At 48.1% G+C, this 22,308-nt stretch carries 24 protein-coding genes; 11 read left to right on the top strand and 13 right to left on the bottom strand.

The genetic code is table 11. The annotated features are described in order from the left end of the window. Positions 1-411: 411 nt before the first annotated feature. Together AB4124_RS20830 and AB4124_RS20835 are read left to right on the top strand one after the other, a co-directional pair. Positions 412-717, top strand: a complete 306-nt coding sequence (locus tag AB4124_RS20830; RefSeq protein ID WP_076322129.1) for a HesB/YadR/YfhF family protein — start codon at positions 412-414, stop codon at positions 715-717. Positions 718-763: 46 nt separating this feature from the next. Beyond that, positions 764-1,213 carry an NUDIX domain-containing protein gene (locus tag AB4124_RS20835; RefSeq protein WP_076322128.1) on the top strand — a complete coding sequence of 150 codons (450 nt, stop codon included), beginning with the start codon at positions 764-766 and terminating at the stop codon, positions 1,211-1,213. 121 nt (positions 1,214-1,334) lie between these two features. Here the strand turns inward: AB4124_RS20835 and AB4124_RS20840 are convergent, their stop codons facing one another. Further along, the gene (locus tag AB4124_RS20840) at positions 1,335-1,847 is read right to left on the bottom strand and encodes an ADP-heptose synthase (protein WP_098746891.1); all 513 of its coding nucleotides are present in this window, start codon (positions 1,845-1,847) and stop codon (positions 1,335-1,337) included. Between the two features lie 133 nt (positions 1,848-1,980). Here AB4124_RS20840 and AB4124_RS20845 point away from each other — a divergent pair, with 133 nt between their 5' ends. Continuing rightward, on the top strand, positions 1,981-3,726 hold the full coding sequence (locus AB4124_RS20845) for an ABC transporter ATP-binding protein (protein WP_441974039.1): 1,746 nt from the start codon (positions 1,981-1,983) through the stop codon (positions 3,724-3,726). Between the two features lie 97 nt (positions 3,727-3,823). On the opposite strand, the gene AB4124_RS20850 is transcribed toward AB4124_RS20845, so the two are convergent. The 7 genes from AB4124_RS20850 to AB4124_RS20880 form a co-directional block, all read right to left on the bottom strand. After that, positions 3,824-5,116 carry a DUF6080 domain-containing protein gene (locus tag AB4124_RS20850; protein ID WP_339290785.1) on the bottom strand — a complete coding sequence of 431 codons (1,293 nt, stop codon included), beginning with the start codon at positions 5,114-5,116 and terminating at the stop codon, positions 3,824-3,826. A gap of 59 nt (positions 5,117-5,175) precedes the next feature. Next, positions 5,176-5,496, bottom strand: coding sequence for an EamA family transporter (locus tag AB4124_RS20855; protein ID WP_076322124.1), 321 nt, complete (start codon positions 5,494-5,496; stop codon positions 5,176-5,178). Beyond that, positions 5,486-5,827 (bottom strand): EamA family transporter, encoded by a 342-nt coding sequence (locus AB4124_RS20860; protein WP_076322123.1) that lies wholly within the window; start codon positions 5,825-5,827, stop codon positions 5,486-5,488. Before AB4124_RS20860 ends, AB4124_RS20855 begins: the two co-directional genes overlap by 11 nt. Next, complete coding sequence (locus AB4124_RS20865) at positions 5,815-6,447, bottom strand: HAD family hydrolase (RefSeq protein WP_339266133.1); 633 nt, start codon at positions 6,445-6,447, stop codon at positions 5,815-5,817. Before AB4124_RS20865 ends, AB4124_RS20860 begins: the two co-directional genes overlap by 13 nt. A 28-nt stretch (positions 6,448-6,475) precedes the next feature. Continuing rightward, positions 6,476-7,381 carry a decaprenyl-phosphate phosphoribosyltransferase gene (locus AB4124_RS20870; RefSeq protein WP_441974040.1) on the bottom strand — a complete coding sequence of 302 codons (906 nt, stop codon included), beginning with the start codon at positions 7,379-7,381 and terminating at the stop codon, positions 6,476-6,478. A 223-nt stretch (positions 7,382-7,604) separates the two neighbouring features. After that, positions 7,605-8,048, bottom strand: a complete 444-nt coding sequence (locus AB4124_RS20875; protein ID WP_076322120.1) for a DUF441 domain-containing protein — start codon at positions 8,046-8,048, stop codon at positions 7,605-7,607. Positions 8,049-8,068: 20 nt separating this feature from the next. Further along, positions 8,069-9,046: a YpdA family putative bacillithiol disulfide reductase gene (locus tag AB4124_RS20880; protein WP_430104982.1), complete on the bottom strand. Its 978-nt coding sequence runs from the start codon at positions 9,044-9,046 to the stop codon at positions 8,069-8,071. Between the two features lie 179 nt (positions 9,047-9,225). Between AB4124_RS20880 and AB4124_RS20885 the strand changes: the two genes are divergently transcribed. Further along, positions 9,226-9,534, top strand: coding sequence for a DUF2087 domain-containing protein (locus AB4124_RS20885; protein ID WP_441974041.1), 309 nt, complete (start codon positions 9,226-9,228; stop codon positions 9,532-9,534). Positions 9,535-9,629: 95 nt separating this feature from the next. Here AB4124_RS20885 and AB4124_RS20890 read toward each other — a convergent pair whose 3' ends face one another. From AB4124_RS20890 to AB4124_RS20910, 5 genes are all read right to left on the bottom strand, one after another. Then, entirely contained in the window at positions 9,630-10,256 is a 627-nt protein-coding gene (locus AB4124_RS20890) for an FMN-dependent NADH-azoreductase (RefSeq protein ID WP_441974042.1), read from the bottom strand. Between the two features lie 78 nt (positions 10,257-10,334). Beyond that, positions 10,335-11,183: a DUF4097 family beta strand repeat-containing protein gene (locus AB4124_RS20895; RefSeq protein ID WP_441974043.1), complete on the bottom strand. Its 849-nt coding sequence runs from the start codon at positions 11,181-11,183 to the stop codon at positions 10,335-10,337. Then, complete coding sequence (locus tag AB4124_RS20900; protein WP_076322117.1) at positions 11,180-11,740, bottom strand: DUF1700 domain-containing protein; 561 nt, start codon at positions 11,738-11,740, stop codon at positions 11,180-11,182. The genes AB4124_RS20895 and AB4124_RS20900 overlap by 4 nt, the downstream gene beginning before the upstream one ends. Continuing rightward, positions 11,733-12,062 (bottom strand): PadR family transcriptional regulator, encoded by a 330-nt coding sequence (locus AB4124_RS20905; RefSeq protein WP_441974044.1) that lies wholly within the window; start codon positions 12,060-12,062, stop codon positions 11,733-11,735. The genes AB4124_RS20900 and AB4124_RS20905 overlap by 8 nt, the downstream gene beginning before the upstream one ends. 440 nt (positions 12,063-12,502) lie before the next feature. After that, a complete protein-coding gene (locus AB4124_RS20910; protein WP_098746871.1) occupies positions 12,503-12,742 on the bottom strand; it encodes a hypothetical protein in 240 nt (79 codons plus the stop codon). A 365-nt stretch (positions 12,743-13,107) separates the two neighbouring features. On the opposite strand from AB4124_RS20910, the gene AB4124_RS20915 reads away from it, so the two are divergent. The 7 genes from AB4124_RS20915 (at position 13,108) to AB4124_RS20945 (ending at position 22,305) form a co-directional block, all read left to right on the top strand. Further along, positions 13,108-13,419 (top strand): hypothetical protein, encoded by a 312-nt coding sequence (locus AB4124_RS20915; RefSeq protein ID WP_076322205.1) that lies wholly within the window; start codon positions 13,108-13,110, stop codon positions 13,417-13,419. Between the two features lie 89 nt (positions 13,420-13,508). Next, on the top strand, positions 13,509-17,486 hold the full coding sequence (gene essC / locus AB4124_RS20920; protein ID WP_441974045.1) for a type VII secretion protein EssC: 3,978 nt from the start codon (positions 13,509-13,511) through the stop codon (positions 17,484-17,486). Positions 17,487-17,502: 16 nt separating this feature from the next. Then, the gene (locus AB4124_RS20925) at positions 17,503-18,309 is read left to right on the top strand and encodes a hypothetical protein (protein ID WP_339266123.1); all 807 of its coding nucleotides are present in this window, start codon (positions 17,503-17,505) and stop codon (positions 18,307-18,309) included. A gap of 27 nt (positions 18,310-18,336) precedes the next feature. Further along, entirely contained in the window at positions 18,337-18,849 is a 513-nt protein-coding gene (locus AB4124_RS20930) for a WXG100 family type VII secretion target (RefSeq protein ID WP_076322113.1), read from the top strand. A 157-nt stretch (positions 18,850-19,006) separates the two neighbouring features. After that, a complete protein-coding gene (locus tag AB4124_RS20935) occupies positions 19,007-19,282 on the top strand; it encodes a WXG100 family type VII secretion target (protein ID WP_006211202.1) in 276 nt (91 codons plus the stop codon). A 165-nt stretch (positions 19,283-19,447) separates the two neighbouring features. After that, on the top strand, positions 19,448-21,508 hold the full coding sequence (locus tag AB4124_RS20940; protein ID WP_441974046.1) for a hypothetical protein: 2,061 nt from the start codon (positions 19,448-19,450) through the stop codon (positions 21,506-21,508). A 44-nt stretch (positions 21,509-21,552) separates the two neighbouring features. Then, the gene (locus tag AB4124_RS20945) at positions 21,553-22,305 is read left to right on the top strand and encodes a vWA domain-containing protein (RefSeq protein ID WP_076322112.1); all 753 of its coding nucleotides are present in this window, start codon (positions 21,553-21,555) and stop codon (positions 22,303-22,305) included. Positions 22,306-22,308: the final 3 nt, after the last annotated feature.

Consider the following 22,308-nt stretch of genomic DNA (forward strand, 5'->3'; position numbering starts at 1 on the left):
ATGAACGAGGCTTGATGATGATGAGACAGCACCATTGGGGAGTCGATCCATATTTAATTGTAGGAAATGATGATCCAGATGATCTTGATCCATCGCAAACAGTTTAAACATGTCACTCACCCTTTCTTCGTAAATTTACAATTTATTCAAATCGATCTCGTATGGACTGAATTTTATCACCATGAACTGGAATGTGTCAAACTTATTTTTCAGGATCATAGCAAGAACTTCGATAGTGAAGGTAGGGTAGAACCTTATGTCACTATTTTATTATCAAAATGATTTGTATCCTAACGTGCGTATGCGTTATGATAATATTGCAACTATTTATAAGATACCGTCCCTAAGATCTCCGGTCTGCAAAAAGATAGGGGTCAACATAATATGACGTCTAAGGAGGGTGTACGACACATGCAAATTCAAGTCAGCGACCAGGCGGCACGTTGGTACAAGAAGGAACTTGATCTTCAGTCAGGCACGTTCGTTCGCTTCTTTCCACGATATAGCTCAGGCGGCGGTCTCCATCCCGGATTTTCGCTCGGTATTTCGGTAGAAGAACCAAGAGAAGCGGGACTGACGGAGCATTCCGAAGAGGTAACATTTTTTATGGAAGAACAGGATTTGTGGTATTTGGAGGGATATACGCTACGCGTGAAGTATGAGGAATCCTTGGATGACATTTCGTATATTTATGAAGAAGAGGGCGCAGTGAATTAACCTGATGTGAGACTGCAGCGCCATCTAGGGAAAGGAGGTTCCCAAGATGAGCGTATATCACCGCGATATTCGCCAATACATCGGCAAACGCTCGGTGGTCCGTGTGAAAGCGGCGGTGCTTGTGCTGAACGATAACGGAGAGATACTGCTCCTGAAGCGGCAGAACAAGGACGAGTGGGGACTTCCACTCGGAAACCTGAAGCCCGGCGAAGCTCTTGAAGACACAGCGTCCAGAGAGCTGTGGGAGGAGAGCGGCCAGACAGCGGATGATATGCGACTCTTGGACCTTGTGTCGGGTCCGGAGTATATGAAGAAGCAAATAGGTGGAGATGAAGTGTATTATGTGATAGGTGTGTATGCGGCAACCGGCCTGCACAGTGCCATTCATTTGTCCCCTAATACGGAAGTATCTCTTAAATATTTTGATTTTCAAGCATTGCCCGTTATGGATGAGATCACGGTCCGCTTGCTGGACAAGATAAAAAAGAACAGCTGAGGCTCGTTTAGTGGTGGCAGTTTGTACGCCTTAAATTCCCCGCACGGGGAATTTTTTTCGGTCAACATGAGGAGTCCCTGCCCCATTCAAACCGGGGGAGGGACTCCTTTTGCCATGCGATTTATGGCTGCCCGGACAGCGGGACCTCTAATGCAAAATCAAAATCGTCGATATCATAGACCTGAACGGGAAGAGCGCTTTCGACGATACGCTGAATCAATTCGTATTGATCGGTCAGTATGGGAGCCGCGGCTCTTTGGGATGCCAGCAGCAGCTCGGTTTCCACAGGATCGAAGGATTCCCCATAGGGTGCGGTGTCCATGGTATTCATGACCGAGACCCGGGTAGTTTCACTAACGGGAATGGTGGGGCTCTTGGACCAAGGCACCTGCAGGGCGCGCTCGATTTTCTTTTTGTTCAGTGGTTCTTCAAAATAGGAAATCAATTCGCCAATCTTTATCTTGACGTGCTGGTCATCAGCACTGCTATTCATGAGATGTTCCTCGGTGGTATGAAGCTCATATAATTCCAAAATGGTAGTGTACGGAATGATGTACTCGACGGGTTTAGGTGGTACTAACAGCTGACCGTAAATGGCCAGCATGACGGCCTCCGTCACGAAAATTCTGGTCATGACTAAATCCTCCTGCAAGACATGATACAATTCATAAGTTTAGAACTAATAAAGCATTGAAGCGCATAAATGTCAACTGCTCTTCGCCTGTCAACCACGTGGATGTTACTTCAGAAAGGGGCTGTTATCACCTTTGAAATCATGGAAAATCTATTATCCGTTCGTTAAGCCATATATGAAGTGGATCATCCTGACCCTTATTATCGGCATGATCAAATTTGCAATCCCGTTGTTACTGCCCATGATCATGAAATATGTCGTGGATGATCTGCTAATCAACCAGCAGATGACCATTGAACAGAAAATCCAGGATCTGATGTGGATTCTCGCCGGGACCCTGGTGCTGTTTGTCGTTGTACGTGGTCCGGTGGAATATTTGCGGCAGTATTTTGCCCAGTTCATTACCAGTCGTATTTTATTCGATATGCGTAATCGACTGTATGCCCATCTGCAGCGGTTATCCCTTCGTTACTATCAGAATACCAAAGTAGGCGAGGCGATATCGCGCTTTATCAATGATGTGGAACAATCCAAGAACCTGGTAGAAGTCGGTATGATGAACATCTGGCTGGATATGTTTACATTGGTGTTTGTATTAATCGTCATGTTCTTCATGAATCCCGTTCTGACGCTGGTTGCCATCTCGATTCTTCCTCTCTACGGGTTAGCGGTGAATTTGCTGTATAAGCGGCTTAAGCGCTTGACTAAGGACCGGTCGCAGGCTCTCGCCGGCATCCAAGCGTACCTACATGAGCGGATTCAAGGGATCTCGGTCATCCGAAGTTTTACTCTGGAGCGGTACGACCAGAAGAAATTCGAAGGCATCAACGGCAATTTTCTGAAAAAAGCGATGGCGCAGACCCGCTGGAATGCGCTCACCTTCTCCATTATCAACACACTCACCGATATTGCGCCTATTCTGGTTATCGGTTATGGAGGATATCGGGTGATTCAGGGAGATCTGACATTAGGTACATTTGTTGCCTTCTTTGGTTATCTTGACAGGCTGTATGCGCCCCTTCGCCGCTTGATCAACTCGTCAACGGTGCTGACACAGGCTTCAGCTTCGCTGGAACGGGTCAAGGAGCTCATGGACGAGCCATATGACATCGTGGACCGTCCGGGTGCCAAAACGCTCAAGACAGCAGGACAGATCGAGTTTGACCGCGTAAGCTTCAAGTACAATGATGCCGCAGGCTGGGTGCTGCAAGATATTAACCTGACCATCAAGCACGGGCAGACGGTTGCCTTCGTCGGCATGAGCGGCGGCGGCAAATCATCCCTGATTGGATTGATTCCGAGATTCTACGATGTACAGCAGGGCGCGGTGAAGATTAACGGTCACGATGTCAGGGATTTGACGCTGGACAGCCTGCGCGGATCGGTGGGGATGGTCCTGCAGGACAACTTCCTGTTTAGCGGATCTGTTCGTGAAAATATATTGTTTGGCAATCCGGAAGCGGATGAGCAGAGAATCGTCGCCGCTGCGAAAGCCGCCAATGCGCATGATTTCATCACCCAGTTGCCGCAAGGCTATGAGACCGAAGTGGGGGAACGGGGCGTCAAGCTCTCGGGCGGGCAGAAGCAGAGACTTGCCATCGCCAGAGTCTTCCTCAAGGATCCGGACATTCTGGTGCTGGATGAGGCGACTTCGGCGCTGGACCTGGAGTCCGAGCATCTGATACAGCAGGCGCTGCAGTCCTTGTCCAACAATCGCACCACATTGATCGTGGCCCATCGCCTTTCTACCATTACGCATGCTGATCAAATCGTTGTGCTGGAGAATGGCAGAATTACAGAGCAAGGCACGCACGGCGAGCTGATGAATCTGGATGGAAGTTATGCCAGACTATACAACGTGCAGCATTTGGAGAATTAATATTCTCTTATTTCATTGATTAACGAAAGACCCGTCCTTCTAAGGCATGGTGTTCGGCCATGCTTCAGGGGACGGGTCTTTTGATGTGTTTAAAGGCTTATTTCTCGATATTCTTGAACACCGTGTCATAAGTCGTCTGAATATAGTCCAGCGTCTGCCCGTGTAATACGATATTGTTCACCAAGGTGATCAGCAGGAACAGTACCATGATGCCGGTCAGAGCTTGTTGAATCCGGAGGTTCTTTGTTTTGGCAATAAACAGTGCTGCAAGCACAAACAGGGCAAACAGATAATGTCCTGCGTACAAGTACAGATCGTAAGCATACGTAGCCAAACCAAACCCAACGATGATGTGCAGCAGAATAGCGAACAGAATATAGATGCCAAATGCCCAGGTATCGCGGGAGCGGATACCCTTAATGAAGGATAGAACCGCAAGGATAAGCATCCCGATACCGACGATATGGACATGAATCGGATACGGCTTGGCCAAATTCGTCACGAATGCAGCGATCCCCGGATCAATCATGGCAAGCTCAGGCGATAGGATGGGACTTACAAATAGCATGTAGAAGACTCGGGAATGGTGCTCGAATGAAAAAGGAGAAACATAGCTGAGCGCACCGTTCTGCACGCTTGAAAACACGTTGGCGATCCACGATTTACCTGAGAACAGCAAGTGTTGAAGCAGAGTTACGATCACCGCCATCCCCAGGAAAACCAGCATAGTCATGATAAACCGTTTAAACGTGTCCTTTTGTTTTCTATCGAACTGGCTGATCAGCAGTGCTCCTGCGAACGTAGCCACATTCGTAGACGTGATGCCGAAATTAATCAGGGCCAGGGAGGCATTCGGCATGACGGCAAATCGATTCGTAAGCCGGCCATAGTGCAAATAAGCGGCTGATAGGATGATCATAAACTGCGCATAAGCGTAGGAATCCGGTATGAATGCCGTGAACAGCGAATAAGAGCTGATACCGAAGAAAGCCGCCGTGACGAGAGACAACAACCAGCTGGCTCCGCTTCTTCGGACGATGTAATAGACCAGCGCTGCGCTAAAAGCGTTCAGGACCGATTGAATCAGAAGATAAGGGAGGTTGGAGCTCCCGATCATCGTTGTTAACGGACTGGTCAGGAAATTAATGAACGGATGGATAATTGAGATGTTTTCCGGTCCATATTCCATTGAAGGATCGAAGTTGAACAGATTCAGCGTAAAGGGCGCACCATAGAATGGGCTATGAGGCATCAACTCGGCTGCATGATCCTTGATGTAGGCTACGAACGGAAGGTTCATGAACACATACCATAGGGCCAGACAGACGCTTAGGCCGATCGCCGTGTAATTATCTTTTTTATGTCGAAATAAATAACTGAAAAAAGTCATGTTTTTCGTTCCCCCATCTTGCTATTATATGTACTGAAAATAGGCCAAGCGGCATTCGCTTACCAGATCAGCAGGAGCAATCCGGAAATAATAAAAGCGACGCCAGCGATTTTTCGGATCCCGATGGTTTCCTTGAATACCAGTTTGGCAAACAGTAACGCCCACAGGAACGTAAGTGCATTCGCCGGCATAACCAGCGTATAAGGAAGCTCTCCTAGAAGGTATATGTTTAACAAGGCTCCCAATCCGTAACTAAGAAAACCGATCAGCAGCAGCTTGATTTGTTTGTTTGCGGTATATCCTTTGAAGAATACGCTGCCCAGTGAGCCGAGTAAGGTCATCAGGAGCAGAAGCAAGTATAGGAACCCGTCATTTTTCATAGGAAGTTAATGTCACCCCGATTCCAAGCAGGGCTACGGCTGCCAGTTTTTGCAGGGTTAATGGTTCATCCAGAAAAAAATCACCATAAAACAGAGCCACAATATAGCTGATACACATCAGAGGATAGGCAACGGACAGCTTCTCCAATGAAAACGATTTGATCATGAGAATGGCCCCGAGGCCGTAGCAGATAAAACCGATTCCCATGTATATCAAGTTGGCGTGGCCCCATTTCCAGAACAGCTGGCCGGTAGCCGTCAAAAAAGCCGATAGAACCATGAACAGCTTGCCCAGGTGGCGCGGGGCGCTCTGCGCTTTTATCTGTTCCATGTTAATCCCTCGCATCCCTGAGCAGATTTCTGATTGATCAAATATTTGTATTTGACGAGCCCGAACATAGGGAGGTCGGACAAGGAATCGGAGTAAGCGCAGGAAGCTGCATAATCAATGCTCAGTTGCCGCTCGTTCAAGTACTGCTGAATCCGGTTCACTTTTTCCTCCCCCTTACAATTGTTTCCTTCAATCATCGAGGTAAAGCGTCCTTCCCGTACGGAAAGTTTCGTAGCGATCACGGTATCGACGCAAGGAAGCTCTGCAAAGTATCTCATGTAAGCGTCGGGGGACGCCGTTACAAGCAGCACATGATAACCCTCGCTTTTTTTTCGCTGCATTTCCTTCAGCGCAGCCGGAAAGATGGCAGGTTTTAATTCCGTTTCGTAAAAATGTTTCAGGTCGGCATCATCCATATGGCGCATCGCATGAAAATAAGCGCTCTTTGCCTTCTCAGCCTCCAGAAGACGGAGCTTGTACAGCACGGAATGCAGCACGACTTTCAGAATGAAGGGTGCTGTGGACGGTTTTTTTCGAATACCATATTTTAAAAACTGAAACATGGAGTCTGTATGGATGACCGTTTTGTCGATGTCAAAGATTGCGAATTTCTGTTTCATATCATTTCCCTCAATTACTAATTCTGTATTATTCAAAGTATACTAAAATCCCGATAACGCTGACGACATAGAGGATCACGGTGACCAGGATGTGTGTGTCCTCCAGGAGCACCCGGTCCGGAGCCCCGCCTTTTTTCTCGATATGAATCAGATAAAGATAGCGGAACATCCCATATATGACAAGCGGTATGGTCCACATGAGGTGAACGGTTCTGCCTGACGTAAAGGTAAACAGTGAATAACTGATGATGGTTGCTGTGGTGACAATGCTGCTCATCTGGTCCAGCAGATCGAACGAATATTGATCGAGCACCTTGCGGTGAGAGCCTTTGTCATGCTGCAGCAGATGGAGCTCATGTCGTCTCTTGCCGATCGCCAGGAAGAGCGATAGCAGCATCGTACAGAGAAGGAACCATGGCGTGAACGGGACGTGGATGACCAGTCCGCCCGCGATGGCTCGCAGCACGAACCCGGCCGCGATAATCATGATGTCAATGATGACAACATGCTTCAGCCGGAAGGAGTAGGCTACGTTCATGGCAAAATAGAGCACCAATAACACGGTAAACAGCGGATTTAGGAAATAAGATACGGCCAGCGAAGCGATTAGCAGCAGCACGCCGAATGCAATAGCCAGCTTGGGCGGCAGCGCACCCGAGGCCATGGGACGGTATTTCTTTACCGGATGGTTGCGATCCGCTTCGCGATCGGCATAATCGTTCACAATATAGACGCAGCCGGAAACGAAGGACAACAGGAAAAAACCGATCAGGGTGTCGAAGAGCACGCCGGGATTTACCACTTCAAACGAGAAGAGGGGGGCTGCAAATATGAGCAGATTTTTGGTCCATTGCTTCGGCCTCAGCTGCCTGAAGAGCAGCATGGGAAGCTGCCTAGGCGGAGCAGCCGCCGATTCGGTATTCGTTGAAGACAATTGTGTTACCTCCTGATACATCATATTTCATAAGGGATTACGGAAAAATCGCTAAAACACGATAGCTATCATACCATAAAATAGACTATATATGGTAATGATCCGTCCGATACGAGGCTTGTTAATAGAACAAATAAACCTCCCCAAGCGTTCACGAACCGGCAGGGAGGTTATTGTTCTATTTATGTTATTTATAAAAAAAGGTTGCATCTGTTCCTGTTCCTCACGATTTACCGATGAGCAGGGACAACAGACCGGCGGCGATGAGCGGCCCGACGGGCACGCCGCGAAATAGGGCGACCCCAAGCACCGTGCCAACAAGAAGACCGGCAACCACGGTGGGATTGCTTCCCATCAGCGTGGCACCACGACCGCCCAGATAAGCGACAAGCATGCCGACGGCGATGGCCAAAAGAGATTTCCAGTTCAGGAAGGATTCGCCGATCGTTTGCAGGCTCATTTTGCCGCTGGCCAGCGGTGACATGACACCTATGGTGAGAATGATAATGCCGACCGTCAGTCCGTATTTCTCCAGCCATGGGAATGCTTGCTGAAAGCCGGTTACACGGATGAGAAGCAATGCCAGCATCGCAATCGTCACGGCCGAATTGCTGCTGATAATGCCAATTCCCGCCATTGCCAGCAGGATGAGTGAAGTTACGTCCATGGGGGATCGCTCCTTTTTTGTTAAGCGTTCGAGACCAAGTGTTCGGCAATCAAACGACCGTGTAGTCTCCCTGACTCAATAAACACCTCATTGGCATTACGACCGGATGCAATGACACCAGCGACATAGAGTCCAGAAACATTGGTCTCCATCGTATCCGGATTATAGAGCGGCTTCTCCATGTCTTCATCCAGTTCAACGCCGGAGGAAGCAAGCAGTTTCCGATCAGGACGGAATCCGGTCAATGCCAGTACAAAATCATTTTCAATGATTGTTTCCTGGCCTTGATTCGAAAGAACGGTAATGGAAGACTCTGCGATTTGAACGACACGCGAGTTCAGGTGAAGCTGGATATGTCCCTTTTGCACCATACTATCGAACAGAGGACGTACCCAAGGTTTGATGTTCTGTGAAACTTCCTCACCCCGATATACCATCGTGACCTCGGCTCCGACACGGATGAGCTCCATGGCAGCATCCACAGCGGAATTACTGCCGCCAATGATCGCGGTTTTCATTCCAGCATACGGATGGGCTTCCCGGAAGTAGTGGGTAACTTTCTCCAAGTCTTCTCCAGGAATGCCAATATAATTCGGATGATCAAAATAACCCGTAGCAATGACTACGTGTTTGGCTTCTCGTATGGACTCTACACCGCCGCGGCGCTGGGTCTTTACCTGAAAGCTGCCGTCAGGCTGCTTGGTTATGGTGAGAGCTTCTTCGTATGGGAAGATCTTCAGATTAAAGTGTCTGGCAACTCTGCGATAATAAGCCAGCGCCTCGTGCCGAAACGGTTTATCATTCGATATCGCGAACGGAACTTCTCCGATTTCAAGCATTTCAGCCGTACTGAAAAACTGCATATGCGTTGGATAGAGATAAATGGAATGAACTACATTGTGTTTATCAATGATCTCGCAGCTGAGGCCCCGGTTGCGGCATTCAATGGCAGCTGAGAGACCACATGGGCCTGCGCCGATAATTAAGACGTCGAGCATGGTGAACCTCCTTATGTAATAACCTTACGCTATCGATCTGCATAATAATCCTACAGCAAATAAAAGGATAAATCCAGATTTGACGGGATTGACAAACATTTCAAATTTGATTATCATCTAATTAGATAAATATTAAATTAGATAATCGTGAAATTTATTTAGAAGGGAGGAAGAACACCATGATGGAACCAATTGCAAATGAGGCCTATAAGGCATCCGTTCTCCGGAATTTTATAACGAAAGACGGAACGCTGCGTTCCATTCCGGCCCAGTACAAAAAGAAACTCGTCATATTGGAGTATCTGGTAGAGCAGCTTGAAGCAGGGAAAGAATATCCGGAAAAGGACATCAATGCGTTTATCAAGCGTTATCATTCGGATTATGCGACCATTCGGCGGGAATTTATCATTCATCAATATATGAGCCGTGATCATGAAATCTATACACGTAACCCGCGCGAGTTATGGACCCAATGGGAAAAGGTTTAAACGGGATTACACAAAAGCCACCTTTTACTGCCTGAGAGCAGTGGAAGGTGGCTTTTTGTATTAACTATCCGTTGTATTCATAGGTAAAAGTTCGATTAGAAACCGGCAGCAGCCTTTTTAACGAGCTCGAGACCGTTCTGAACGATCATTTCCGCTTCGTCAGGGAATTGGTTGTGGCCTTCGATGATGAGGGTTTCGATATCTTGCACGCCCCATTGACGAAGATTACCCATTACGAAGTTAACTGCCATCTCAGCCGCGGCCATAGGTCCCTCCGAATAGTTACCTCCACGAGCATTCAGGATGACGACTTTTTTGCCTGTCACCAGACCTACAACGCCTTGCGGCGTATATTTGAACGTTTTGCCTGCTTGGTTCAGGTAGTCGATATAGGTATGAAGAACGGCAGGTACGGTCATGTTCCACAATGGGAAAGCGAGCACGATTTTGTCAGCAGCAAGAAACTGGTCAAGATATTTGCTTACATTCGCAGCAACTGCCTGCTCTTCGGGGGTAGATTCCAATCCTTGAGCAGCTTTGAACATACCGTTAATGGCTGTGCTGTCATAATAAGGAAGATTCTCTGCAAAAAGGTCAAGCTCCGTGATTTGGTCTTCCGGATGACTTGCTTTGAAGGATTCCAAAAACGCATGGTACATTTTTACGCTTACCGATTGTTCGATGGCTCTGTTGTTTGCTTTGATGAATAGTACATTAGACATGTATGAAAACTCTCCTTGTTGTGTAGTTTACTTTATAAAGTATAGTATATTTCATTTCGATCGTTTGTCAACAACGTCTTAATGTACGATATCGATATTTCCGGAGTAGGTTTCCACTTGGATGGTATCGGTTGTTTCTTTCAGTGACTCCGGCGCAGAAACGTCTCCCGATAGTGTCTTAAGGTCATAGAATCCCCGGAAGGACGGGTCAGGCTGCACTTTCACATTGCCGGATCTGCACAGGATATTAACCGATGAAACGCCGAGCAATCCCACGTTTACGTTACCGGAAGTGACCTCAACGTCGACGGGACCTTCCATATTTTTCAGCACGACATTTCCCGAATAATTGACCATCTGGGTGGATGCCCGGATGTCAGAACCGCGAATATTTCCTGAAATGTTCTCAACGCTTAACTGCTCGGCTTGTATTCCGCTCATGTTAATGTCGCCTGACTTCACGGAGATGTCAATCATCTTGGAGGAAGCTCCGCTTACCTGGATATTGTCTGAGAGCGTCGATAAATCGAGTTCGTCGAGTTTTGTGCTTGATGGAAGCACAATGGTCAGTTTTCCTTTTGGTGAACGAAAGTCCACACTCATCAACTGGAAGGTGGAAGGTGTAGTCAGATCCAATTTCACCTCAGGACCTGATGGATTAAAGTTTTTAAGAATATCGACATGCTCCGGTTTTAATTTGCCGTCAAACGCGATATATCCGTTCGAATCGCCGCTGTCCTCAAACGCGAAGCTGATATTAATATTGCTGGCAATAGTTAATTTTTTCAAATTTACGGCATCCTGCAGATCCCATCGATTCTGATAGCTGACAAGCTCTTCACCGAATTTAAACTTGTTCAAGGCCATGCCGATGATTCCTACCAATATAAGTGCGATTGCTAAACTGAACAACCATTTTCTGTTCACTGTGCGTCACGTCCCTTCAACAAACGCGTATTCCATCTGGAGTACCTCAAGGTTAACGATAACAATCCAACCATGGCTGAGCGTGTGGCATATCCGAGGAAGATGCCGATTCCGATCAAAGAGATGGATAAGAATAATTTGGCCGGATAAAACGTTCCGTTTACGATATAGTCAATCAGAACGAGCACTGGGCTCAGCAAGGTTGCCAGGGCTCCCAGAGCAATGGCGACCCCTCCGGACCATAATGCTGCAAGGAAGGGGACTGCCACCAATGCACAGAAGAACAAACCGACTCCTAACGCATATTTTCCAAAAGAAGACGGTCTTCGGATCGCTGCCGGAACAGGCATATCCATATCCACATACCGGTCGCCTAACGCTTCCTTGGCCATTTCAAAAGGATCTCCCAATTCACGGGCGATTTCCTCTTCGGTTCGTCCATTCTGCATGCCAATGACAAAATGGGACGCCACATCATGAATGAATTCCCGCCGTTCGTCGGGAGGAAGCGCGGCAAGACGCGATTCCAAAATTGAAATAAACTGTTTTTTAGTCATACAAATTTCCTTCCTCTATCAGATTGGTCACATTGCCCACAAAAGCTTGCCATTCCTTTACCAAGGCTCTCATATAAATCACTCCGCTAGGCGTCAGCTTATAATATTTACGGGGCGGACCCTCGGTCGATTCCTGGAGGTACGTCGTACAATAGCCTTCATTAACAAGTCGGCGAAGGAGAGGGTACAACGCCCCTTCGGCTACCTCAATATGCTTCGATACCGCTTGAGCCAACTCGTAGCCATACTGGTCCTTGCGATGGATTAACACAAGCACGCAGAGTTCAAGCACGCCTTTTTTGAATTGAATACTGACATTCATACGGCAGATGATACCTCCTTTCATAAGTCCATGTTCATGCTGTAAACACGAGGTAGTAATTAATATTCAGTAGTGGTCTATGAATAAGATATCACTTAGTACTGATTAATGCAAGGTACTGATTATAAAACGGGCTGTCGTCAGAATAACGTCGAATCATAAGAAGCTTTGTTAAACGAAAGAAAGTCTCGTTTAATCTTAAAAAGGCACGGTTAATAGAAGTTATCAGAACATTAGGTCGTTTTTCCAAAAGAAGAATGGAGGGATGAACAGTATGTCCATCGATCGGTTTATATTAAAAAAATTGGACAGATGCCAGGAGATCACAACGCGGAGAAATCTCGTGAAATTGTTTCAAATCCGAATTCAGAGAGCGCAGATAGCCGAGGATCGCCATTACGGGTTATAATGAAGTTAAACAAAAAAAGGGCTACCCCTCTTTAAAAGAGAGATAGCGCAAGAGAGTCGTTTTCGCTTTTGCTGTGAAGAATTGCCTCGGATCCCTCGATTTCAATGCTGATCAGGGAATTGAGGCATTTTTGCAGCGCGTTTTTACCGGTTTGAATTTTATGGTCAAGCGCGCTGGTTAGCAGTTTTAGCACCTTCTGTACCGGCTGCTTGCTATCCGTTGTAAAGTATACGGGAACCGGCTTATTTTGGAACATGATTAGTGTTTTCATATCAATCACCTCACGAAAGATTTTTCATGATATTTGCATTATAAATTGCCAATCTTAAAATAACCTTAAATTCATAGAATTAATCAGCATCATTTTTCTGAGCGTGACATTTTTGTGAACGACGATATTTTCCCGACTACAAACCCGGATTTAACCTATAATCAATACATAAATAGTCCCTCGGGACTAACAATGCCGCGTGAAAAATAGGAAATAGGAAATATGACACAAATTGACAGAACTGACCCTGGGATGATATTATTACAATAATGTAACTATTTTTTGCAACTATTGAAATAGGTGATTGGACTTTGCATATGGAATAAACATAAGGATTACCATTTTTGGAAAGGCAGGTTAACCAGATGATACTCACCGTGATCAGCGGGCGAAATGAAGATGATTGGTTTGATATCGACGTACCCGATGAGTGCTCCATTGAACGGTTGAATGAGCTGCTGGGGCTACGTCTTTTTCGTGAACCCTCGGGTGAAGGGATTCAATATATATTGGAAGCAAAGTTCCCGGAAGGCTTGTGGTTTACGGTAGGGGGCCATTCTAACCTAGTTGAAGCAGGACTTAGAGAAGGCTCCTATATCCGTTTACAGCGGGCATTCTCAACAACTACCGAGGAAGCTCCTGTCTATGGCAGAAGATTGTTGTTTCAAGAAAGCTGAGATTGGGTAAGTAACCCTTTGGTTTTAATTGAAACAGCAAAATACATAATTGTACATTTCAGACGCTCTGGATTAGGAGGAAGTGACATATGAACGTGTTGTACCAACGTTCGCCGCGTATTAGACCGGCTTTACCCAATGAAGACATGGAGATTCTGAGACCGCCGTCCGAGCCAAGCAAACCGTCGTTTTCGATGATTGCCATCATTATTCCGATTATTATGACGGCTGCGATGGTTGGTTTCTATTTCTATATGAGCGCAAACGGCAAAATGGGGAGCAGCTACATGATACTTACCATCTTTATGATGCTGACTTCCTACACGCTGCCGTTCTTCATGTATTTAAGCAACAAGAAGACTTATCAGAAGAAGCTGGCCGAACGAAATCAGAAGTACCGTGCACAACTTGACCTGCACCGGGAAGAGCTTAAGGAGCGGCAGGAGGATCAGGTACACATTCTGTTTGATATCCATGGCGATCCGGACGTGTGTTACAACGTTGTGAAGAACCGGAGCAGCAGCTTGTGGGAACGTTCCCCGGAAGATAAGGATTTTCTGGAGATTTGCGTGGGCAAGGGAGAAGTTCCGTTCTACATTAACGTAAAGCCACCCCGTGCGGATGGGTATGACAAGGACCCTCTGATAGAAGCAGCCGAATTGCTGTCTTCCGAATTTCAGTCCGTCGACGATGCATCGATTGCGCTGCCGTTATTCGAATCCAAGGTAATAGGGATCGTAGGCGGAAGAGACCGCGTATTAAATATGCTGCGCGTGATGATGGCCCAAACGGCTGTGCGGCACTCACCCGATGAAGTGAAGATCGCCGCTTTCTACGAAGAGAAAGAAGCGAGCGAGTGGCAATGGCTGCGCTGGCTCCCTCATACGTGGGATGATGATCGTTCCAGCCGCTATCTTGCGGATCGACGGAGCAATGCCCATCAACTTGCCGATGAAATATTTACTCACTTGTACCGGCGTAAAAATAATCGCTCTGAACATGGGAAGAAATCGATTGAGACGCCGGCATACGTGGTGATCTTATCTGCTACCCAATTAATCGAAGAAGAACCGCTGCTGCCTCTGCTGATGGAAGATGCCGAAGCGACCGATGCGGTTACCATCATCTTGTCCGACCGCAAGGAAAGCTTGCCGATGCACTGCCAGCTTATTGTTGAGGTTGACCGGGAGCAGGCGGCGTACACGATTAAGAAAGCGGACGGCACGGTCTCCAAGCAAACCTTCCAATCCCATCATATTAGCAGGGAGCAGATTGAAGCCTTGGCTCGATACATGGCGCCGATCCGGCTGAAGCGATCTTCTGCGTCCGATATCCCTAGCGTTTTGGCACTTTTCGAGATGATAGATATACAGAAAATCAACGATTTGGATATGCACAGACGCTGGCAGCAGAACCGATATCCGGATTCATTACCCGTTCCGATGGGTGTCCGGGCGGGCGGAAAGAAGATTAATTTGAATCTTCATGATAAAATAGAGCGTCAAGGTCATGGACCGCACGGTCTGATTGCGGGAACGACCGGTTCCGGGAAAAGTGAGGTTATTCAATCTATTGTGGCCTCCCTGGCCTCCGAGTTTCACCCGCATGATCTAGCATTTATGCTTATTGATTATAAGGGCGGCGGCATGTCCAATACGTTTGTTAACTTGCCGCACGTAGTAGGCACCATAACGAACCTGGATAACAATCTGATTGAACGTGCGAAGGTGTCGCTGAAAGCCGAGCTGGTCCGCCGCCAGAAAATATTGAACGATGCGGGAAATCTGCAGCATATCGATGAATACTACAAGCTGCTGCGCAATCGCCATGGCGAGCCGCTCCCGCATCTCGTTATCATCATTGATGAATTTGCACAGCTGAAGAAAGATCAACCGGAGTTCATGGATGAATTGATCAGCATTGCCGCTATTGGACGAACACTTGGTGTCCATCTGATTCTTGCGACCCAGAAACCGGCAGGCGTCGTGGACGATAAGATTTGGAGTAACTCGCGCTTTCGGATCTGTCTTCGGGTACAAAGCGAGGGCGACAGCCGTGATATGCTGAAGATTCCGAATGCAGCTTGGATTAACAAGCCCGGACGAGGCTATTTTCAGGTGGGCAGCGACGAAGTGTTTGAAGAAATGCAGTTTGCCTGGAGCGGCGCTCCTTATATTGAAGAAAAGGATACACCAGGTGCAGTGGTTATTCGCGAGGTGCGAATCAACGGGAAGTCGGAGCCTCTGCTTGCTTCTAATCCCTCCCTGGGAGCGCATCTGGAGGTGCCCAAACAGCTCCAGGTGTTTATCGACCATGTGGCTGAGGTGGCCAAGGAGCAAGGGATCGAACGGCTCCAGGGACCTTGGCTTCCACCGCTTCCGGAGAGTCTGGATCTGGAGAGCATACCGTCTGGGACCGAGCTGCAGAAGCAAGATCTGTTCAGTGATTCGGCACTTGTGTCCTATGTTGGGATGGTTGATGATCTGCCAAACCAGTGCCAGAAGCCGCTGATGCTCAATCTTGAGCAAGGCCACTGGGCCGTATATGGCATGCCCGGACTTGGAAAGACCACCTTTATTCAAACGATGCTGATGTCGTTAGCGAATCGGTATACCCCGGACTTTTGGCATGGGTATATCGTGGATATGGGCCGGATGCTGCGGGATTTTGCAGGGCTCCCTCATATCGGAGGAGTCATGATGGCGGAGGAAGAGGATCGTATCAAGCGCCTGTTCCGTTTTTTGACGAAAACGGCGGCGACTCGCAAAGATATGATCGCTGAAGCAGGTGTGAAGACTGTTGCGTCCTACCGCCGGGGCAACACAGGCCCCGTCCCGCAGCTGGTCGTGGTTATTGACGGTTACTTGAATTTCCGTAACTCCTATCCGGATGAGAATGATATGCTTGAATACTTGCTGCGAGAAGGCGGCAGTCTGGGGATTACGTTTGTCATTACGGCGAACCGGATTTCTGACATGTTCGAGAAGGTCCGAAGCAATATCTCGCAAGCAGTATCGTACGAACTCGCCGATCCTGCTGATTACTATTATGCAGTGGGGCGTCCAACAAGAGTTCCCAGCCAGCTTCCTCCAGGAAGAGGATTGGTTAAAGGGCAGGTGCCGCCGCTTGAATTTCAGACGGCTTTGCCGGCTTCCGGTCAGGAAGAGGGGGACCGTTCCACAGCGCTCCGCGATACGATTCGCACTCACCGGGCAGCGTGGCACGGGGAAGAAGCACCACGGATTGAGTCACTGCCGGACAAGATTCCGCTCCATCAACTGCTGAAGGTACAAAAGCCTTATGAATCAGCAGGAATGGTGAAGTTTCGGGTTCCTGTCGGGGTGGCTACGGATGACTTGACCCCTTTTGCTATCAATCTGGAGGATGGACCACATTTTATTGTGGCGAGTCCGATGGAAGGTGGTAAAACATCATTCCTCCTTAGCTGGATGTTATCACTTGCATATCATACATCGCCGGATGAGCTGGAATTATATACGGTAGATACGCGCTATGGAAGCAGTGGTCTGAGTCGGATGAACCATCTTCCGCATGTCCGTGGGCATGCGGAGAATGAGGAAGATTTGGCTCCGCTCATTTCAGGCCTTTATGAACGGGTTCAGACCCGGTCCAAAGACAGTGAAGATCCGACTATCCTGCTTATGATTGATGACGCTGACGTGCTCAGCAAGCAGCTTTCCGATTTCACCTTGAAAGACCAGCTGTCTGCCATCGTCAGACAGGGAAGAGACCGCAAGGTACATGTTGTCATTGCCGGTGTACCGGCCGATTTCCCGACGTATGGCGTCGATTGGTTTACCGATATCAAGGCTGCACAAAACGGATTTTTATTCGGAACATTGGATTCCAACGATTTATCGTTCTTCAGAATTCCTTTTTCCGAATCCGCCAATAGTCCTGGAGGACTAAAAATACTTCCGCCAGGACAGGGGTACTATGTAAAACGTAAATTTTCCAGAATAAAAGGCGCAGTTCCGTTCGATGACGAATGGAACGCCCAAAGATGGGTCACAGAAATTCGCGACCGATGGCATGTTGTAGTTTGAGGGGAGGTGGCTCATAATGTTGACAATTCATGCTTCCAAACAAGAAACGATCACGCTGAACGACAAGGAATTTTTCTTCTTGGCTGGAATTATCGGATCGGACCGATTACTTGGTGTTGAAGATCCTTTTGTAGGATACTTAACGGAAGAAATCGCGGTTGAGTGGGAGAAAACCAAACAATCGCTCCTAAGCAAGCAATATTTGATTCAAGAGGAGGGCGGGGAATTGTCGATTCCACCCGAAGTCTTCTCAAGAGTAGCTATTGCCGGACTTGCGGAACGTGCGTGCTGGTTGAAATATGAAAATCAGGATTCGGCGTTTGAAGGATATCTGCATGTTACGGACGAACGGGTAATACAAGTATGCAGAAGCAGCGAAGACAACCGATGTTACCTGCTTAGCGAACTTGGTACTATCGAACAAACCTGCGATCAACTGGTGCAGGATCTGGCCCTAAGCGACCAAAACTGGGGGGATATACCGGCACTACTCCTTAGCCGGAAAGAATTCGGAGATATTTACACCTCCGTTTCCGAACAGAAGTGTGACGATATCGGCGATCGCTTGGCCAGGTTGACGGATGATGCGGAGGGTTCAATCGCTCTAGCGAAATGTATGAAAAACAAGGTGTCTTCGGGGGAACTCCAGCTGTCGATATGGAACGGAATCAGCTGGGAAAGTCAAAATGCAGCATTTATAGTGAACGAGTCCATGAATTGGCTGCTGCGTATGAGCCTGGAGGGAGACCAGGATTGGTTAACCGCAGCGCCAGCGACTAAAGAGCAGTTTCGTCATATGCTACTCATGTGGCTGAAACAGTAACAGAGCCTGTATGAAAGGTGAGGACCAATGCGTATTTCTGTCGAGCCGGAGTCTCTCCGGACGTTAAGCCGTCAGCTGCAGCATAGTGGCGATGAATATTTAGCGATTACGAGAACGCTCAACCAAGCTATGGAATCACTCGTTTGGGAGACGTCTCTCAAAGCGGCGGTTATTGATGAGTGGCAGTCTGCCCGGAGTCTTGGAGAGCATCTGGGAGCTCTTCTAGCTCAGCTGGGCAAGCATCTTCAAAGCAAAGCCGATCAATTTCAAGAAACGGATCATCAGTACCATACGATTTTGGAGCATGCAATCATAAGTACAGTATCACCGACAGCTCTGTTTGCGGCTTCCGGCATGGAGGGACGTTCATCCATATTACCGGAATATGGTAATTCCTCGACGGTAATATCGAACCCGAGTTCGGTAGCCGCTGCCGTAGGTATGGCCAGTGGAGACAACGGGGATTCGGCTAAACAAGCCGCATTAGCCGGGCAAAGCTGGACCTTTACCGATCCGTCTTCATTTGGTATTGCCAACTAAATTCCTATTCCCTTTGGGATAATCAGGATGGTAAATGTTTCAAATTGGGACGTATAGGGTAACTGGAAATTAGGTCTGAGGACATTTTGATAAACTGAGACTCTTGGGCTAAGATGTCAAGTGTCACCAGAAAACGAATTTCTAGGAGGTTACATAAATGGCAGGACGTATTTTAATTACGCCAGAGCAAGTCGAGCAAGTAGCGAACCAATTTAAACAGAGCGGTGATCAAAGTCAGCAAATCGTTAACAGCCTGACTCAATCGATCAACGGTATGGAAGGTCAATGGGACGGTATGACGAAGCAGCGCTTTTTCCAAGAATTCCAGGAAGCAAGCCGCTTGATGAACTCCTTCGTACAAACGCTTGACAGCATCAGCAATGAGCTAAAAGCGATCGCTCAGAAATTCCGTATGGCTGACGAATCTCGTTAATACCCATTCGGAGACTTTTGCTTTATAATAGTTTAATAGGCAGAATAAACCGGGTGGAAGACAACCCGGTTTTCTTGCAATTTTGGATGTTTAGAATATAACAATCTGGTTAATAGAGTAGAGAGTTATATAGTTAGGTAACGGAGTTAAGAGAGGATGACGTTCATGACATTTCAGCCAAACCCGGGCGATGGGATTGTTGTAAATGGAACGGCTTATACAGTAGGGCAGCATCCCGCAGCGCCAGGCGTAGCCTACGCCCAAGCTGGGCGGCAGGGAATCGTCTATCAGCTGCTTCCTGTGGATGGGGAGCTGCATGAAGCCAAAGCACTAAAGGTGTTTTTTCCTAAGTTCAGAATTCCGGCTATGGTGTACCAATCCGAGCATATGGGGAATTATCGCGAGATACCGGGTTTGCAGGTAAGTAGTCGAGAGGTGCTCACTCCCGAAAGAAACGGAGATTTGATAGCGGAATATCCGGATTTGCTCTACGCGGTCATCATGCCATGGATTCATGGATGTACTTGGTTTGACGTAATAAGCGATCAGCGTAATCTGGGACGTTCTGAAAGTCTGATGCTTGCCAAGGCATTGGCAGCCATCGGTTCAAGCATGGAGCAGCGCGGATTAGCACACTGTGACCTGTCTGCGCCCAATGTCATGCTTCCGTTTTTTTCGGAAGTGAAGCTGCCGGAAGGCGCTGCCGCCGTTGAGCTTGTCGATGTGGAGCAGATGTACAGCCCCAAAATGGATCGACCTGATGTTTTGCTTGCTGGCTCTCCTGGATATGCGGCTCATCGAACGGTACATAGCGGGTTATGGAGTGCGTATGCCGACCGTTTCGCGGGCGCTGTAATCATTGCGGAAATGCTGGGATGGAGCGATCCGGCTATCGTTAATCGGGCATGGGGCGAAAGTTATTTTGACCAGCATGAAATGCAGACTCCGTGCGAGCGTTATTTTTTACTGAAAAAGTCGCTGGGTCAGCGTTGGGGTACACGGATTTCGGATCTGTTCGGCAGAACCTGGGACAGTCAGGATTTGAGCAGCTGTCCTACTTTTGGTGAGTGGCTGATTGCATTATCCTCATTAAGTGAGGAAGAAGTGGTGGAGGAAGTACCAGCCGCTGCAACTGCCCATGACGACCATTCGGATGAACCCCGTTCTGAAACTTCCCAAGAGGTGCCGGCTGAGATTATGGCATCGCTTGGAATTGAGCCAGGCACCCGAGAGGTCAACGACAGTGTGGTTGGACGCTTGTTTCATCAGGCGCGTGATCTGGAGGATGCGGGCAATCTTTCCGGTGCGTTGGAAATATTCCGCTCCGCGTATCATTTTGTGAAAAAGGATAGTCCGCTTGAAGTGGAGCTTGCCGCCGCTATACAGGGGCTCGAGGAGCAGCTTCGTCCGGCTGAAGAATCATCCAACAAAGGCATTAAAGCACTATTGTTATCCCGTAAATTCATGCTCTCGGCCGCTGCAGCTATCGTCATATTGGCTGGTTCTGCGATTACGGTGAACCAGATTTTGGCGGAGAAGGCAGAGAGTCGTCAGTTGGATGCCCAGCGATTAGCCGAGCAGCAAGCGCAGGAGAAAGAAGCAGCTGCCCGCAAGCAAGAGGAAGAAGCGCGGAAGCAGCAGGAAGAGGCGGCTCAGAAAGAAGCAGAGGCTAAGAAAGCGGAAGAGGAGCGCTTGAAGGCAGAAGAGGCCAAGAAGGCTAAAGAAGCTGAGCAGGCGCTGAAGGAACAGGAGAAAACCGAGCTTCAGGCAAAGTATGAGAAGCAGGCGAAATATGAAGCTTACCTGGCATCGCTAGAAGATAAGAAAAAAAAGCAAGCATTGCAAGAGAAATATGATAATCAAGTCAAGTATGAGGCGTACTTAGCCCAAATGGAAGAGAAGAAGAAAAAGGCGGCCCAGGAAGCAGCGGCTGCCAAGGCGGAGGCAGAGCGTCAGGCGAAAGCCAAGGCTGCCCAAGAGGCCCAAGCCGCAATGCTTCAGAAGCAGCGTTCCCAAAACGTTGTAGAACTGGTTGCCCTATATAATAAGGCGTATAATGCGCAGGTAGCCGGCAACAAAGACCGCGCCAAGAATGCCGCGCGTGAGTTCATAGAGCTGTATAACAACGATAAAGCCTATTATAAGACGGTTGGTAAAATGAGAAGCCGCCTTAATAATCTGCAGGAATTCATAAGTAACGACAGCCACTGGATACCAAAACTATAAAGAAGTAAACATGACGAAAATGCAGGGGTGAATGTTAATTCACGATGAACTATACCATTCAAGCATCACAGCGCACGCCAGCGCTCATTATATATCTGATTGATATCAGCGCGTCTATGAATATGCTGATGGAGGACCGCAGGCGGATCGACGTCGTATACGAAGCATTGTCCTTGGCCATTCGGCAAATGGTGTTTCGCTCCACCAAAGGGAATCGGCTGACGCCGAGGTACCGGATCGCCATTCTTGCTTACAGCGATGATGTCTATGATTTGTTAAACGGGATCAAGGGCATTGACGAAATTGCGGCGATCGGATCGCTTCCGGACTTAACGCCTAAACGGTTCTCCGATTCGGCGAAAGCGTTCCTTCAAGCCGAGAAAATTCTGCAATCGGAGATTCCGAATATGCAGGATTGCCCTGCACCGCTTGTGTGTCATATGACGGACGGTGTAGCCACGGGAGAGGATCCGGAACCGATTGCTCGCCGCATCATGAACATGAGCGTTCCGGACGGCAACGTGCTCGTGGAGAATATTTTCATTTCCGATCATCTGATGAGCCAGCCGATATCCGAACCGCGCCGATGGAAGGGGATTTTGGCTGATACATCGCTTGAGGATGAACATGCGCGCAAACTTAAAATGATGTCTTCCGTTCTTCCCGAAAGCTATCGAGAAATGCTGCTTGAGGCGGATTATCAACTGAGCCCGGGAGCCTTGATGATGCTTCCAGGCACTTGCTCTGAGCTGGTGTCCATCGGGTTTCAGATGTCAGCTGCCACGCCTGTAAGGTAAGAG

Source organism: Paenibacillus sp. 2KB_20, assembly GCF_052115765.1.
Taxonomy (GTDB): Bacteria; Bacillota; Bacilli; order Paenibacillales; family Paenibacillaceae; genus Paenibacillus_AQ.

What these genes read in the sequence shown, in the direction of transcription:
- AB4124_RS20830 (WP_076322129.1), top strand. Translation starts at nt 412, where the DNA reads ATGCAAATTCAAGTCAGCGACCAGGCGGCACGTTGGTACAAGAAGGAA.
- AB4124_RS20835 (WP_076322128.1), top strand. Translation starts at nt 764, where the DNA reads ATGAGCGTATATCACCGCGATATTCGCCAATACATCGGCAAACGCTCG.
- AB4124_RS20840 (WP_098746891.1), bottom strand. Translation starts at nt 1,847, where the DNA reads ATGACCAGAATTTTCGTGACGGAGGCCGTCATGCTGGCCATTTACGGT.
- AB4124_RS20850 (WP_339290785.1), bottom strand. Translation starts at nt 5,116, where the DNA reads ATGACTTTTTTCAGTTATTTATTTCGACATAAAAAAGATAATTACACG.
- AB4124_RS20855 (WP_076322124.1), bottom strand. Translation starts at nt 5,496, where the DNA reads ATGAAAAATGACGGGTTCCTATACTTGCTTCTGCTCCTGATGACCTTA.
- AB4124_RS20860 (WP_076322123.1), bottom strand. Translation starts at nt 5,827, where the DNA reads ATGGAACAGATAAAAGCGCAGAGCGCCCCGCGCCACCTGGGCAAGCTG.
- AB4124_RS20865 (WP_339266133.1), bottom strand. Translation starts at nt 6,447, where the DNA reads ATGAAACAGAAATTCGCAATCTTTGACATCGACAAAACGGTCATCCAT.
- AB4124_RS20875 (WP_076322120.1), bottom strand. Translation starts at nt 8,048, where the DNA reads ATGGACGTAACTTCACTCATCCTGCTGGCAATGGCGGGAATTGGCATT.
- AB4124_RS20880 (WP_430104982.1), bottom strand. Translation starts at nt 9,046, where the DNA reads ATGCTCGACGTCTTAATTATCGGCGCAGGCCCATGTGGTCTCTCAGCT.
- AB4124_RS20885 (WP_441974041.1), top strand. Translation starts at nt 9,226, where the DNA reads ATGATGGAACCAATTGCAAATGAGGCCTATAAGGCATCCGTTCTCCGG.
- AB4124_RS20890 (WP_441974042.1), bottom strand. Translation starts at nt 10,256, where the DNA reads ATGTCTAATGTACTATTCATCAAAGCAAACAACAGAGCCATCGAACAA.
- AB4124_RS20900 (WP_076322117.1), bottom strand. Translation starts at nt 11,740, where the DNA reads ATGACTAAAAAACAGTTTATTTCAATTTTGGAATCGCGTCTTGCCGCG.
- AB4124_RS20905 (WP_441974044.1), bottom strand. Translation starts at nt 12,062, where the DNA reads ATGAATGTCAGTATTCAATTCAAAAAAGGCGTGCTTGAACTCTGCGTG.
- AB4124_RS20910 (WP_098746871.1), bottom strand. Translation starts at nt 12,742, where the DNA reads ATGAAAACACTAATCATGTTCCAAAATAAGCCGGTTCCCGTATACTTT.
- AB4124_RS20915 (WP_076322205.1), top strand. Translation starts at nt 13,108, where the DNA reads ATGATACTCACCGTGATCAGCGGGCGAAATGAAGATGATTGGTTTGAT.
- essC (WP_441974045.1), top strand. Translation starts at nt 13,509, where the DNA reads ATGAACGTGTTGTACCAACGTTCGCCGCGTATTAGACCGGCTTTACCC.
- AB4124_RS20925 (WP_339266123.1), top strand. Translation starts at nt 17,503, where the DNA reads ATGTTGACAATTCATGCTTCCAAACAAGAAACGATCACGCTGAACGAC.
- AB4124_RS20930 (WP_076322113.1), top strand. Translation starts at nt 18,337, where the DNA reads ATGCGTATTTCTGTCGAGCCGGAGTCTCTCCGGACGTTAAGCCGTCAG.
- AB4124_RS20935 (WP_006211202.1), top strand. Translation starts at nt 19,007, where the DNA reads ATGGCAGGACGTATTTTAATTACGCCAGAGCAAGTCGAGCAAGTAGCG.
- AB4124_RS20940 (WP_441974046.1), top strand. Translation starts at nt 19,448, where the DNA reads ATGACATTTCAGCCAAACCCGGGCGATGGGATTGTTGTAAATGGAACG.
- AB4124_RS20945 (WP_076322112.1), top strand. Translation starts at nt 21,553, where the DNA reads ATGAACTATACCATTCAAGCATCACAGCGCACGCCAGCGCTCATTATA.